The organism is Flavobacterium sp. UBA5153 (genome assembly GCA_002413745.1).
In the GTDB taxonomy this organism is placed as follows: domain Bacteria; phylum Bacteroidota; class Bacteroidia; order Flavobacteriales; family Flavobacteriaceae; genus Flavobacterium.
In genome coordinates this window covers 1-13,505 of record DHXP01000070.1, presented here as the reverse complement: position 1 = coordinate 13,505, position 13,505 = coordinate 1, and the positions used below count along the sequence as shown (strand labels likewise).

Below are 13,505 nucleotides of genomic sequence, written 5' to 3'. Positions count from 1 at the left end.
TTTATAAATTTGGTTTGGCAAAAGTATAATTTAAAATGGTCTTTATTTTACCATTCAAAATTGTTTTTCCAACAGAAAGGTTTTCGTGATTAAATTTTGGCAAAGCCAAGTTCAAATCGACGGCTTTTTGGGTGTAATATTCTTCTCGACTTGGATGAAAAGGGGCTACAGCGTTGAAGGTTTCGTTCCACACTTCGACAGGCTCAGTGTGACAAACAATTTTTAGAATGATGCCAATGCAGTCAACCTGATGAATGAGATTTATGGGTGCTTCAGGATTTTCAAGATTTTCACGACCCGCCAAAAATTTCATGGGATGTCGGTCTTCACCAATCAACCCTCCAAAGCGAAGAATGGTGGTTTTAAAGTTGGAATTGCTTTGCAAAAGTTGCTCTGTTTGTAGTAATTGTTTGCCACTTTCGGTGTTTAGATTTGTCCCGATAGCTATCGGGATTGTTTCTTCTGTCACACTGAGCGCATCCCGATTGCTATCGGGAGAAGTGTCGTCGCCATAAACCGAAATCGAACTGATAAAAAGCACGTTTTCAATTGAGGATTTTTCAATAAATGGAATCAAGGTTTCGATTTTCCCAACGAAATCTTCTTTCGAATTTCCTCTTAATTTGGGTGGAATATCTATAATCAAGATTTTAGAATTTTCTAAAAAACCTTCAATATTTCCTGAAACATTTTTGCTTTCAAGCGAAATTAGAAATGGTTGAATTTTCAGGTTTTCTAAAACCGAAAGTTTCATCGGAGAAGTCGTTGAACCTTTTACTGAAAATCCTTTTTCCAGCAAGGCTTTCGCCAAAGGCAAACCCAACCAACCACAACCGAGAATGCTAATTTGCGTCATTGTAAAAAAAATAGAGTCCTCAAAAGTAGTTTAAATAATAAAGTAAATAGCGTAGCTATTTACTTTATTATTTAAAGTTTTTACGGTTTTTAAATGGGGGAATATGCTTTATTCTGGAGTGTTTGTAACATACCCAAACCTCTAACCATTTGCAAGTTTTGAAAACGAGTATTTTCGGCTAAACGAAAATACGATTAAAAATGATCATTCCTATTTACGTTTAGCCGATGAATTTGCAAATGGCTAGAGACGTGTTGGGCTTAGTTATTTAAATATTTTATTAGAAATTTTATCAGGATAATTTTTATCAATATTTTTAAATATAGTATCCTCATTTCGTATCACTATTGTGGCAGAAGTCCATTCATTATTGACAAACCTCATACGTAGTAATTGGGTAAAAAAACCATTATTTGCTGAATAGAAGATATTTAAGTTAACACCTTTTTGCTTATCTAAATGGTATTTAGTTGGTACTTGAACGCTTCCATCAGTTTCTATGCTTTGAAAATTAATCAAATTTTTAAAAAGATCATCTGGAGTTGGTGGATTTTCTTTGTCGTATGTATTAAGATCAAAAATTCTTGCTTGTACATTTTTTAAAGGATTCTTGTTATTGTCCCCAAGCTTGAAAACTAAGTTCCCTGTATCTTTTGATTTATAATAAGTTGATATAAGAAAAAAACAATAACAGTAGCTATCTCCACCAGTTAAATTGTTATAAATATTGAGAGAGGAACTTGCTAACTTTGAGTAAAGATCTATGTTTTCTTTTCTCAAAGCATCAATTGTACTTATCTGTATATCATTCTTTTTGTTAAGTTCGACAGATTGAGCTATTAAGTCTTGATTTTCGTTTCTTAATTTTAGTACTTCTTTATTTGTAGTTTCTCCAATTGAAACTCCTTTATTAACACCAGTTTCAATTCGTGTAGATTTTTCTGAAGAATTCTTATTTTGCTTCCACGTACCGATTGCTCCAGTAACTCCTCCTAGGATAGCAATTAATGCTCCGATTAAAATTAAAGTCATTGGTTTCATTTTTTTATTTTCTTAAAATTTCACTGTTAGTTTATTGAGTGAATTCTCCGTTGATTTGCGCAATTACTCCTAATTTGCATATCCCAGCCCTAAAACGCCTCCATTCCACCTATTTTAGCCAACTTTGTGTCCTAAAAGGCTTTGTTTTTTTAGCTAATATAGCTATTAATTTGCTATTGAAATTGTTTCATTTGTAATTGGGGTTGTATTATTTTTTGTAACCAATTTGTTTACGCTCTTTTTGAACCGTTTCCTTTTCATCTTTTTTGATGAGGTAATTCAACGCTTCATAAATATCACTAAATTTTTTATCGTATTTGGTTTCTATTTCCAATAACTTTTCATTGAATTCTTTGTGTTCCAAAGCATATTTTCTAATGATGACAAACGTTCGCATTATGGCGATATTCACGTTTATCGCCACATCCGAATTTAAAATTCCGCTCAACATAGCAACGCCCTGTTCGGTAAAAGCAAAAGGCAAATATTTGCTGTATTTTCCACGACCAACATTCTCTAAGGTCACAATTTGTGACCTTAGAGAATTATATTCATCATCTGATAACTGAAACATAAAATCGACAGGAAATCTCTTGATGTTTCTTTTGACGGCTTGATTTAGAACTTTAGTTTCCACTTCATAAAGCATTGCCAAATCAAAGTCTAGTATGACTTTTTGACCTCGAATGTCATATATTTTAGATTGTAATGTAGTTACTTGCATAGAGATTATGGATTATTTTATATCATCACAATTTGTGATGATATATTTTGATTATGGTTTTTTCAAACTATCTTTAACAATCGTCAGACTATCTTTTTTGACAGCATAACGAATTCTGGAATTCAAAGGCTTTTGTTCAACTATTTTAGCACTTGGTTTTATTTTTTCTTTAATCACCACGGCATCATTCAATACATAAGGTGTTGGCATCATCCAATTGGCTCTTTTTGTCATCGAAAACAAGGGATTCTCCATCAAATCAAATGAACTTTCCATCAAATCCATGTCCAAAATACTTGAAGCAGGAATGCTAAATTCGATTTCTAACGGAAGTTGATCCACCACATAATAACTCAACAATTTCTTGCCATTTCGTTCGTATTTGGAGCCTTTTTGACCTAAAACCGACAAGCCGTTGGCTTTGAAATTTTGAAAAACCAAATCCTCATTGGCAAAAATATCGTATCGATTGACTTTTCTGTTGGGCGTAATTCGGATTTTTAAATAGCGATTATTTCCAACGACGCTGTCTTTCAGAAATTCGACCGTCGGTTTGGCGATGTCTTTCATTGGCGCATCCGCCATAAAGGTGAAACCTGAATTGTATTTGCTTGTCAGAGGAAGTGAATTTAATTTTTGGGCATTTTTTGGATTTTGTCCCAAATATTCTTTTGTCCATTCGTCAAGATTGGCGTCATAGGTTGCCCAAAAGGATTTGTTTTTATTGGCGTCAAGAACATACAACAAACTGTTTGATTTGGCTTTGCCCAACTCATAACCTGAGTAATAATGCGCTTTTGCAAAAAAACCGATCGCAACTAAAAGCAGTATTAATGACGAAAGTCCTTTTCGTCTAAACGAACCAAAAACGGGTAATAATAATCCAAAAGCCAATGCAGTAAGAAGGGCACTTCCGAAAAGTACTTTTAATCCCAAACCTATTGGAAACATTTGAATAAATGGCGCAATAATTAACAATGTTGGAATGCTTAAGAAGAGGTTTAGTTTCCAATTCGATTTTTGGGTAAGGATAAATGAAGCCAGCATAATTAATCCCGCAAAAACAGGGATTATCAAAAATCCAGCGCCTTTTAGCTTTAAAGCGATTGCCAAATTGATGATGATCCAAATAAATAACGGAGCTATATAATGGTTCATCGTCACTTTTTTGGCAGAGAAAATTTGGTAAAAAGCAAAACAAATAGCCAAACTCAGCAGCACGAAAGCCGCAATGTAATCGTGGCCGTTATACGTAAAACCGTTGAGCAAATCATTATATTGTGGATATATTATGAGCAAACCTTTCCATCCAAAAAAGGTAATTAATCCAGAAATAATTATGGAGCCGAATAGGGGAATAAATCCCTTTGCAATTTCCTTGAAAGATAAAATTCGTTTCGCGATCCCGACGAATATTAAAATAATAAAGAGTCCAAATGCAATAATCACCATTGGTAAAACCCAGTCAAATGGATAGCTTACTAAAGTATACGGAATCGTAAAATAAACATCGTCATTTTTGGTTTCCGTAGTTTTCAAATCGGCATTCGAAAAATAATCCAGCAACGGCATCAAATAAGTTCCTTGGTGCGCCAACGTGTTTGTACTCAAATGGTTGATGTCGTCTTGAGCCGTGTGATAATTATAATGCCCATCTATAAAGGCAAAATTGTAGCCTTGAACGTTGCCATTTTTTCTAAAAACCGTTAAGTCAGTGTCATTGGGAAGCATCTTATAAATGCTGTACATCAGGGAATTGGTCACGGGATATTTTGGATTTGCTGCCACGAAATCTTTTATTAATGCTGCATTTCCACCATTGGTTTCCATTAACATATAACTTGGACCCGAAGAACCGCGGGCTTCGAAATTCAGCACCAAACCCACTTCTTTTGCCCAATGATGTTCTGTCACAAAAAGAGCGGCACCGTTTAAACCTAATTCTTCCCCGTCAGAAAATAGAATAATGATGTCGTTTTTGTGCGGTTTTTTATTGTACACGAAAGCACGGACACTTTCGAGAATTGTTGCCACGCCGGAACCCGCATCACTCGCGCCATGAGAAGCCGAATGTGGCGCGCTGTCATAATGAGAAAGTAACAGCAAGGCTTTTTCGCTGTCAGTCCCTTTTATTCGAGCCAAGATATTCTTGCATTTTGTCAAGGTTCCCCAATCCGAAAAAGAAAAACCTTCCTGAACGGAAGTTTCCAAGCCCATTTTTTGCAATTCTTTCACCAAATAATTGGCAACATATTCGTGATTTCCGGAACCAACGAAATGCGGCTCTTTAGAAATATTTTTGACTTGTTCCAAAGCTCTTTGGGTCGAAAATTCAGAAAGCGGAACTTGACTGTTGGTTGTCCATTGCGGCATCATTGTGGCAAACAATAACACAAGGACTCCGAGGATAAATGCTATCGAGATAACGGAGGAATAATTCTTTTTCATCATAGTAGGTTTCTAGGTTTGGGGTCTATATTTCTTTTTTGACAAGCATATAATAATCATCTTCTAAAACGCGATATCCTTGGTCGTAAACAAAATAGTAGGTGTTTCCTGTTTTAGTTTCTAGGATATTGGTAAAAAACTCAAAATCGAAACCCTTGCTTAATAGTTTTGATTTGGTAGTTTTTCCTTTTCCATCGACATTCAAGGCTGAAAGAATGCGATAATTTTTGCGCAATTTGTTATTTACGTTGCGCATAAAATTAGTGCTGTCTTTGTTTATTTTGTTATTGTAGGCATTGCGACAGCCGTCACTGCAAAACTTTTTGTCTTCGCGACCTACAATTTTGTCTCCACATTCAAGGCAGGTTTTGTCCATGGTTTTGTGTTTTTTGTGAACGGTTGTCTCAAATAATTTATCAGTAAATTTCTATAAATCAACCAAATGTAATAATTAATTTCCATTTACAAACGGTTACAAATAACTACAACCGAAAGTAAGTAGTTATCAACCGAATAACTGTTTCGAGTCATCGCATCTTTGCCCTGTTGATTTAAACGAATAATTCAGCAAAACATACACTAACAATTTAAATTTTACACGCCATGAATGCAATGAAAAACAAAGTACAGTTAATTGGAAACGTAGGGAACGATCCCGAAATCAAAAATCTTGACGGAGGAAAAAAAGTAGCCAATCTGACCATCGCCACAAATGAAAGCTACAAAAACGACAAAGGAGAAAAAGTGGAACAAACGGAATGGCACAAAGTCGTTGCCTGGGGAAAAACTGCCGAAATCATCGAAAAATATGTGACTAAAGGTCTTCAAATTGCCATTGAAGGGAAATTGACACACCGAAGTTACGACGATAAAAATGGAGAAAAACGATACATTACCGAGGTGGTCGTGAATGATGTGCTGCTTTTAGGAAAGTAAAGCCGCCTTGCCTCCAAAGGGGAATTAGTAATCTGTTTATGGTCGCAGTTTGCAGCGCTATTTTGCCTGTAAATTGCGGCTTTTTATTTTTATCTGCCAAAACTGGACACTGTGACTGCACCCTTTTTACCCGTTCATCAATCATCATTTTTCCAAAAGAACTTTTCGGACAATTTTCAATATCTAAAAGGGTTTTCACTGTTTTATGAAATTTACTTTTTCAAAAGTACAGCAATATATTTAATTTTTGTTCACCTCCTTTTTAACTTTGTGGTCAACTTTTTCAGAACAGGACAAAATAAAAAAAGCCCTAAAGGAAATTTCCTTTAGGGCTTTTAAGAGAATATAAAATAGTTTATTTTACACTAAAAGTAACTTTTCTAACTAATTTTCTTGCTACTTCTGATTTTTTATCAACTGAATTGTCTTCACCGGCAGCGATAACATTTAATCTTGACGGATCAATATTAGCTTTCACTAAAATATTTTTCACGTTAGTAGCTCTCGCATCAGATAATTTGTCGTTATAAGCAGAGCTTCCCAATTCATCTGCATGACCCACAATGTCAACTGAGGCAGTAGGATTCTTTCTTAGGTAAGTTAAGATAAAATCAATACTTTCTGTAGAAACACTGGTAGGTTGAGATTTGTTGAAATCAAAATAAGCACAAACATAACCACTGTTGATCAAGTTTTTAATCAATTCGTCATTGGTCAAAATAGGGGATTTATCCGTTTTACTTCCGTAATTTGTCAATAAATAACTTTCCATTTCGTCAGGAACATGGTTGTTGTTAAGATCGATTGATTTCCCTTTAGTGTCAACCATTGCACCTGCAACAGTATTTGGTTCTTGATCTAAATAATCAGCTACACCATCTTTGTCAGTGTCAAGCATCTTAGTTTCGATAGCTGAAAGTCTATTGTTTATATCAACGAATTTGTCTTCATTATCAAGTACCCAGTCAGCGTGTTTAACATTTTTACCCAAGTAAACCGTTAAACCTACAGTGCCATTAAAAAGAATTCCACTGAAACCTCTAGCATTTGATGAACTAGCGCCATCAAAAGCAGCGTTTTGTTTAGCATCAAGGATAGTTGTGAAATCGCCTGTTAAAGCAATTCTGTCAGTCAATTTGATTTGACCAGTTACACCGGCCATGAAGTTACCCATTCTGTCTTTTAGATAAGAAGGATCTTTTCTTTCCAACATTGATAACCCAAAACCAGCATGGCCCAATAAACCAATTGTATGAGTCCAAGTTTCAAAACTCATGATTCTACCTAAGTTGGCAACAGCCTGTAAATCTACTCTATAGTACTTGGTGTCAAAATTAAGAGAATTGGTTTTTCCTGTAAAACTGTTGAAACCAAAGTCAGCTTTTAAACCGAATTTATTGTTAAACATGTAACGAGCTCCTAAATCAACAACATAAGGACTTATTAAGGAAGTTGAATAACCCGCAGTCATTGGTCTTTGTGGTTTATTAAAACCACCGGCCAATTCAAAAGACCATTGGTTAAAGCCAGTTCCCGTGGTTTTAACCGTTTCTGTTTGTGCGCTTAAAGTTGTCAAAGCCAAAACAAAAACTAAAGAAAGTATTACTTTTTTCATAATTTTATTATTTAAATTTATTGCAAAAATACATCACAATTTTTGATAAGAAAATTTAAACTGTTAATTATATAAGTATTAACATTAATTCTATAAGAGTAAAAATGATTTGAAAATTTATGAATTTGAAAATCAATGTGTTGAAAAAAAAATAGGAAAATATTTATTTTAAAATAATTAATAGAAAATATAAAAACACGCACTTTTGTATTAGTTATATTACTTCTTTAATGAATTATGGGAGTAGTTTGGATTTAAAAATGAGAATATAGAGCCTTAGTCATCCTAATTTTTTGACTGTTTAATTCTAAATTTGGTTTGGTCATTCGTTTCTGAAAGGGTTTTACTATTGTAGTTTTTTTAAAACATCAGTCAGTTTTTCAAAAGCACTAAAGTTTTCGTGTTCTACTTTAAAGTCAATTTTTTCGTGTGCCCAAGTGGTGTGAAACGGAATATGGACGGCGTAACCGCCAATGGCCAAAACCGGCAAAACATCCGATTTCAACGAATTTCCGATCATAAAGAATTCCTTGGGTTTTATTTCCAGACGTTTTATCAAATCGGAATAATCTTTTTCCTGTTTGTCAGACATCACCTCGATATGGTGAAAATAATGTCCCAAACCCGAATCATGCAGTTTCCTGCGTTGGTCCAACAAATCGCCTTTGGTGGCGACCACGAGTTTGTATTTTCCGTGCAAAGCTTCCAAAGTTTCTTCGACTCCGTCCAATAAAACAATTGGTTTTTCGAGTAATTCTTTCCCGTATTCGATGATTTTCTCGATGATTTCTACAGGAATGGTATTGTTCGAAATGTTCATCGCCGCCTCAATCATCGAAAGAATGTAGGCTTTGATGCCGTAACCGTAGATTTTCAAATTATTGATTTCGACCTTGAAAAGTTCCTGCGAAATTCCTTGGTGCGACAAATAATCTTCCATCAAACCACAGAATTTTTGTTCCGTTTCCTGAAAATAAGGTTCGTTGATAAACAAGGTGTCGTCCGCATCGAAGGCGATTACTTTTAGGTTTTTCATACTGTTTTTTGTGTCGCTAAAGAGGAACCCTCTTTCGCTTTATTAAATCTATTTTTGATTAAAAATGTTTTTGCATAAAAAGTAATTCGGATTCCTAAAAGTAAAATAAGACCCCCAATAATCATATTTAATTTAATTTTTTCATCTAAAAATAACCAAGCCAGGAGAGAAGTTAACACCGCTTGGCCTAGTAAACTTAATGAAACCCTAGTGGCTCGCATATGCTGAATCGCAAAACTAATAGATAGCCAAGCCATAAGTTGACAAACCACTGCTTGTATGAATAACACTAGCCAGCCCATATTCGTAAAACCAGAAAAGGGTTCTTTTACTATTATACAAACAATAGCCAGATATACAGCTGATGACAATAAACTGATGGTCATAAAAGAGAGCACATCCATTTGCGAGAGTACTTTTTTGCTAATCAATAAATAGATGGAATATAAAATTCCTGACAGTACCGCTAATAAAAAAGCCCTATCAAAATTTAATTCAAGAAAAAATTTGAAACCGACGAACATTGCCATTCCAAACAAAGCGATTGAGGTACCAATCCAAAAATTGGTTGCTGGTTTTGATTTTAAAAAAACGTACGAAATAATTCCAACCCATAAAGGAGACAAATTAGTAAGTAATGAGGCTTGGGTAGCGCTCGATTCCTGTATGGCGATATTCCAAACACCAACATCTGAAGCAAATAAAATCCCGCAAAGAACCGCTAAAAGCAGAATGTTTGTTTTTGGCAATTTAAATTTCTTTGTGATAAGAACATAGGGTAAAAGCAAGGCTATTGCAATTGCCATCCTATAAAATGCAGAGATTAACCCAGGAGTTAGTTTGAGTTTAACCAATATCGGAAAAATCGAAATACAAAGAATCCCGGTAACTAAAGCTAATCTAGGTTTTGCATTTGCCATTTGTTTATGCTGTATTCAAAAGAAGATTTTCACTAATTGTTTTAAATAAAATAGTGAAAATCATTCCCTTTTTATTAATTTATCGTTTCCCCATTCGCAACACCATCTGCATCTGGATTTACGAAAACCAATTTTCCTTCGGCGTTATTGGTCATCAAAATCATTCCTTGACTTTCCACGCCACGAAGGTTTCTAGGAGCCAAATTAACCAAAACGGTCACTCGTTTTCCGATGATTTCTTCTGGCGAAAAACTCTCGGCAATTCCTGAAACAATCGTGCGAACGTCAATTCCGGTGTCGATTTTCAAAATCAAAAGCTTGTTGGCTTTCGGCATTTTTTCGGCTTCCAGAATCGTGCCGACGCGCAAATCCATTTTGGCAAAATCCTCAAATTGAATGGTTTCTTTCTGAGGTTCAACCACTTTATTTTCGGCTAAATTAGCGGTTTTTGTTGCTTCCAATTTGTCGATTTGTTTTTGTATTTCCTCGTCTTCAATTTTGGCAAAAAGCAACTCTGCTTCGCCAATTTGGTGCCCGGCAGCAATTAAATCGGATGTTTCTGAAACTAATTTCCAGGTAAGATGAGATTCCTCCTTCGTCGGAATGACAAGAATACGAGATAATTTTGCAGCGGTAAACGGCAAAAACGGTTCACACAAAATTCGCAATGCAGCGGCAATTTGTAAAGCCACATACATTTGCGTTTGCACACGTTCCGGATCTGTTTTTATCACTTTCCAAGGCTCTTCGTCGGCCAGATATTTATTTCCCAAACGGGCAGCATTCATCAATTCGCCCAAAGCTTCCCTAAATCTGTATCGTTCCAAAGAACTCGAAATCACGGCTGGATACGCTTTCAATTCGGTCAAAGTCGCTTCGTCCACTTCCGAAAGTTCGTTCGGACTTGGAACAATTCCCGTGTAATATTTATTGGTTAAAACCACGACACGGTTAATGAAATTTCCAAAAATCGCCACTAATTCATTGTTATTTCTCGCCTGAAAGTCTTTCCAGGTAAAATCATTATCCTTGGTTTCCGGCGCATTCGAGGTCAAGGCATAACGCAACACGTCCTGCTGGTTTGGGAAATCTTCCAAATATTCGTGCAACCAAACCGCCCAGTTTTTAGACGTGGAAAGTTTGTTTCCTTCCAAATTCAAAAACTCGTTTGCAGGCACATTGTCAGGTAAAATATAACTTCCTTCGGCTTTCAACATCACAGGAAAAATAATGCAATGAAAAACAATATTGTCTTTCCCGATGAAATGAACCAGTTTTGTGTCTTGATCTTTCCAGTACGGTTCCCAATCTTTTCCTTCGCGCAAAGCCCATTCTTTGGTAGATGAAATATAGCCAATCGGCGCATCAAACCAAACGTATAATTTTTTCCCTTCGGCACCTTCAACCGGAACGTCAATTCCCCAATCTAGGTCACGAGTAACGGCGCGAGGTTCTAATCCGCCGTCAATCCAAGATTTTACTTGCCCGTAAACATTCGGTTTCCAGTCATTTTTATGTCCAACAAGAATCCATTCCTTCAAGAAATCTTCATAACGATCCAAAGGTAAAAACCAGTGTTTCGTCTTTTTCATAATCGGGGTTTCACCCGTAATAGTCGATTTTGGATTAATCAAATCTGTAGCGTTTAAAGTAGAACCACATTTTTCGCATTGATCGCCATACGCTTCTTCGTTGCCACATTTTGGGCAAGTTCCCACCACAAAACGGTCTGCCAAGAATTGATCCGCTTTCGCATCATACAATTGCTCGGTCACTTCCTCGATAAAATCGCCCTTGTCGTACAGCGTTCTAAAAAATTCCGAAGCCGTATCGTGATGAATTTTTGCCGAAGTTCGAGAATAATTATCAAACGAAATTCCAAAATCCGAGAATGATTTCCGGATAATACCGTCATATTTATCAATAATTTCCTGAGGCGTAACGCCTTCTTTTTTGGCTTTCATCGAAATCGCCACGCCGTGTTCGTCACTTCCGCAAACGAATAAAACGTCTCTTCCCTGCAATCTTAAATAGCGAGAATAAATATCCGAAGGCACGTAAACCCCCGCCAAATGCCCAATATGAATGGGTCCGTTTGTATAAGGCAATGCCGCCGTAATGGTATATCTTTTAGGATTCTGTAACATAATTCAGTTTAATTTCCTGCAAAAATAAGCAATAGAATTTTTATTTGAAGCTATTTCCCGCTATTCGTTTCAATCCACGCCCAAAAGCGTGGGATTTTCACTTCTATCGGGGCTAGGGATTTGGCATTTTCAAGACGTTTTTGTAATTGTTTAATATGTGGTTTTGTGTCGTTTTTGCCAACGGATTAAAATCCGTTGCTACAAAACAAAATCGTTCCTACGGAACTTTCACGCACCTAAAAGAGCTGTAGGCTCGGCACATATTGTAGTGTCCATCATTTTTAATTCGGCTTTAATTATATTTGTAACCATAATTATATAAGATTATAAATTATGGCAAAAGGACCCGAAAAAAACACTAAAAACAAGGCTTTGCATACCAAATTGCTAAAACGAAAAAACACTAAACTTCAAGAAGATAAAAAGGCAAAAGCATTACGGTTGAAAGCTTTAGTTGCAAAAATGAATGAGAAAAAGAGCAGTGACGAATTCATTCACAAAGATTTCCAGATTGGTTAGTGTGGGCTTTAAAAAATAAAAAAGCACCTCAATAGGATGAAGTCAGAATATATTTTGCAATCTTTGACCTTAAAAACTAAAAACAATATGAGCAAGACCAAACTAATAATTAATAAAAACGGATCGATAAAAATTGAAGGCGATTTTGAAATAATGGACCAAGATGGTACCGTTTTTGGACTACAGGGGAGAACAGCATTGGGTCTTTGTCGATGTGGATTATCATCCAACAAACCTTTTTGCGATGGATCACATCGTAATAATTTTGAAAGTGATTCAAAAGCATTTGATTTGCCACCAATGAAAACGAAATAAAAAAACGCTTTCTTACATCATCTAAAAAGCTGCATTTTTATCGATGTAGCTTTTTCTCTTTTTTCTAGTTCCTCCCCAATAATTTAATATGTATCGTTCCTACGGAACTTTATTCTTTGTTTTTTATATCTGCCAACGGATTAAAATCCGTTGCTATAATATGAATCGTTCCTACGGAACTTTTACGCATCTATAAGAGCCGTAGGCTTGGCATATATTGTAGGGATGGATTTTAATCCGTCCACATTTTGGCCGTCAAGACAATTAGAACGCCAAATAAAAAGTATGTAAATTTGCCAAGTATTTAAACATAAAACCTATGGAATTCGGTAGAATAATAGTTTCTGAAACGGCGATGAACAGTGAAAATCTTCAAGATATAATTCACTCTAATATTTCGGTAATCAACCTAATGCGTGAGGAAGGCGTGAACGATGATTTGATTCACGAAGATGCTTTAATGAGTTATTATTTAGATTATTATGTGTCGCAATATACCGAAGGGAATTTTGCCCAATTTGTTTATAATTCGAGTTGGGACAAGGAATTAAACGAGTTGATAGAAGAAGGTTTGGCGTTGCTTGGAGCCGAAAAACATTTGGAATTATTTCAACAACAATCCAAAAAAGTGAAATTAATGAGCAGCGTGAAGCTCAATAAATTCCTCAAAGGAAAACTAGAAGGTGTAAACCCAACAAGAGATTTGCTCAACAACGATACTTTTTTCGAAATAGATGAAAACCTGATTATGTTGAATGCAAATTTTCTTAAAACCCACCCCGATTTCGAAGTGCTTTCGGTAGACGATATGTTTGCCATTTTAGAAGAATTTGTGGGTCACGAGATTAAAAGAGAATAAGTTTTTTAAACGCATAGAAACATAGTTGTTGTTGTTGTTGTTGTTTTATAAAGGCATTTCATTTTTTTTTAGAATGCATAGCTATGTGA

At 35.6% G+C, this 13,505-nt stretch carries 13 protein-coding genes; 4 read left to right on the top strand and 9 right to left on the bottom strand.

The window, feature by feature from the left end; all coding sequences use genetic code 11:
- Position 1: 1 nt before the first annotated feature.
- From B2145_RS14000 to B2145_RS13980, 5 genes are all read right to left on the bottom strand, one after another.
- The gene (locus B2145_RS14000; RefSeq protein ID WP_291103447.1) at positions 2 to 856 is read right to left on the bottom strand and encodes an SDR family NAD(P)-dependent oxidoreductase; all 855 of its coding nucleotides are present in this window, start codon (positions 854 to 856) and stop codon (positions 2 to 4) included.
- A gap of 264 nt (positions 857 to 1,120) precedes the next feature.
- Positions 1,121 to 1,888, bottom strand: a complete 768-nt coding sequence (locus B2145_RS13995; protein ID WP_291103445.1) for a hypothetical protein — start codon at positions 1,886 to 1,888, stop codon at positions 1,121 to 1,123.
- 217 nt (positions 1,889 to 2,105) lie between these two features.
- Positions 2,106 to 2,621: an ORF6N domain-containing protein gene (locus tag B2145_RS13990; RefSeq protein WP_291103443.1), complete on the bottom strand. Its 516-nt coding sequence runs from the start codon at positions 2,619 to 2,621 to the stop codon at positions 2,106 to 2,108.
- Between the two features lie 51 nt (positions 2,622 to 2,672).
- Positions 2,673 to 5,069 carry a M28 family peptidase gene (locus B2145_RS13985; protein WP_291103674.1) on the bottom strand — a complete coding sequence of 799 codons (2,397 nt, stop codon included), beginning with the start codon at positions 5,067 to 5,069 and terminating at the stop codon, positions 2,673 to 2,675.
- A 25-nt stretch (positions 5,070 to 5,094) separates the two neighbouring features.
- Positions 5,095 to 5,445: a hypothetical protein gene (locus tag B2145_RS13980; RefSeq protein WP_291103440.1), complete on the bottom strand. Its 351-nt coding sequence runs from the start codon at positions 5,443 to 5,445 to the stop codon at positions 5,095 to 5,097.
- A gap of 227 nt (positions 5,446 to 5,672) precedes the next feature.
- Between B2145_RS13980 and B2145_RS13975 the strand changes: the two genes are divergently transcribed.
- A complete protein-coding gene (locus B2145_RS13975) occupies positions 5,673 to 6,005 on the top strand; it encodes a single-stranded DNA-binding protein (RefSeq protein ID WP_291103436.1) in 333 nt (110 codons plus the stop codon).
- 355 nt (positions 6,006 to 6,360) lie between these two features.
- Here the strand turns inward: B2145_RS13975 and B2145_RS13970 are convergent, their stop codons facing one another.
- The 4 genes from B2145_RS13970 to metG all read right to left on the bottom strand — a co-directional run bounded on the left by B2145_RS13970 (position 6,361) and on the right by metG (position 11,723).
- Positions 6,361 to 7,620, bottom strand: coding sequence for an OmpA family protein (locus tag B2145_RS13970; RefSeq protein ID WP_291103433.1), 1,260 nt, complete (start codon positions 7,618 to 7,620; stop codon positions 6,361 to 6,363).
- A gap of 346 nt (positions 7,621 to 7,966) precedes the next feature.
- On the bottom strand, positions 7,967 to 8,656 hold the full coding sequence (locus tag B2145_RS13965) for an HAD family hydrolase (RefSeq protein WP_291103429.1): 690 nt from the start codon (positions 8,654 to 8,656) through the stop codon (positions 7,967 to 7,969).
- Entirely contained in the window at positions 8,653 to 9,576 is a 924-nt protein-coding gene (locus B2145_RS13960) for a DMT family transporter (RefSeq protein WP_291103426.1), read from the bottom strand. The genes B2145_RS13965 and B2145_RS13960 overlap by 4 nt, the downstream gene beginning before the upstream one ends.
- 74 nt (positions 9,577 to 9,650) lie before the next feature.
- The gene (gene metG / locus B2145_RS13955; protein ID WP_291103423.1) at positions 9,651 to 11,723 is read right to left on the bottom strand and encodes a methionine--tRNA ligase; all 2,073 of its coding nucleotides are present in this window, start codon (positions 11,721 to 11,723) and stop codon (positions 9,651 to 9,653) included.
- Between the two features lie 333 nt (positions 11,724 to 12,056).
- On the opposite strand from metG, the gene B2145_RS13950 reads away from it, so the two are divergent.
- The 3 genes from B2145_RS13950 (at position 12,057) to B2145_RS13940 (ending at position 13,416) form a co-directional block, all read left to right on the top strand.
- Complete coding sequence (locus tag B2145_RS13950) at positions 12,057 to 12,242, top strand: hypothetical protein (RefSeq protein WP_291103420.1); 186 nt, start codon at positions 12,057 to 12,059, stop codon at positions 12,240 to 12,242.
- Between the two features lie 87 nt (positions 12,243 to 12,329).
- Positions 12,330 to 12,557, top strand: coding sequence for a CDGSH iron-sulfur domain-containing protein (locus tag B2145_RS13945; RefSeq protein WP_291103417.1), 228 nt, complete (start codon positions 12,330 to 12,332; stop codon positions 12,555 to 12,557).
- A 319-nt stretch (positions 12,558 to 12,876) separates the two neighbouring features.
- Entirely contained in the window at positions 12,877 to 13,416 is a 540-nt protein-coding gene (locus tag B2145_RS13940) for a DMP19 family protein (RefSeq protein WP_291103414.1), read from the top strand.
- Positions 13,417 to 13,505: the final 89 nt, after the last annotated feature.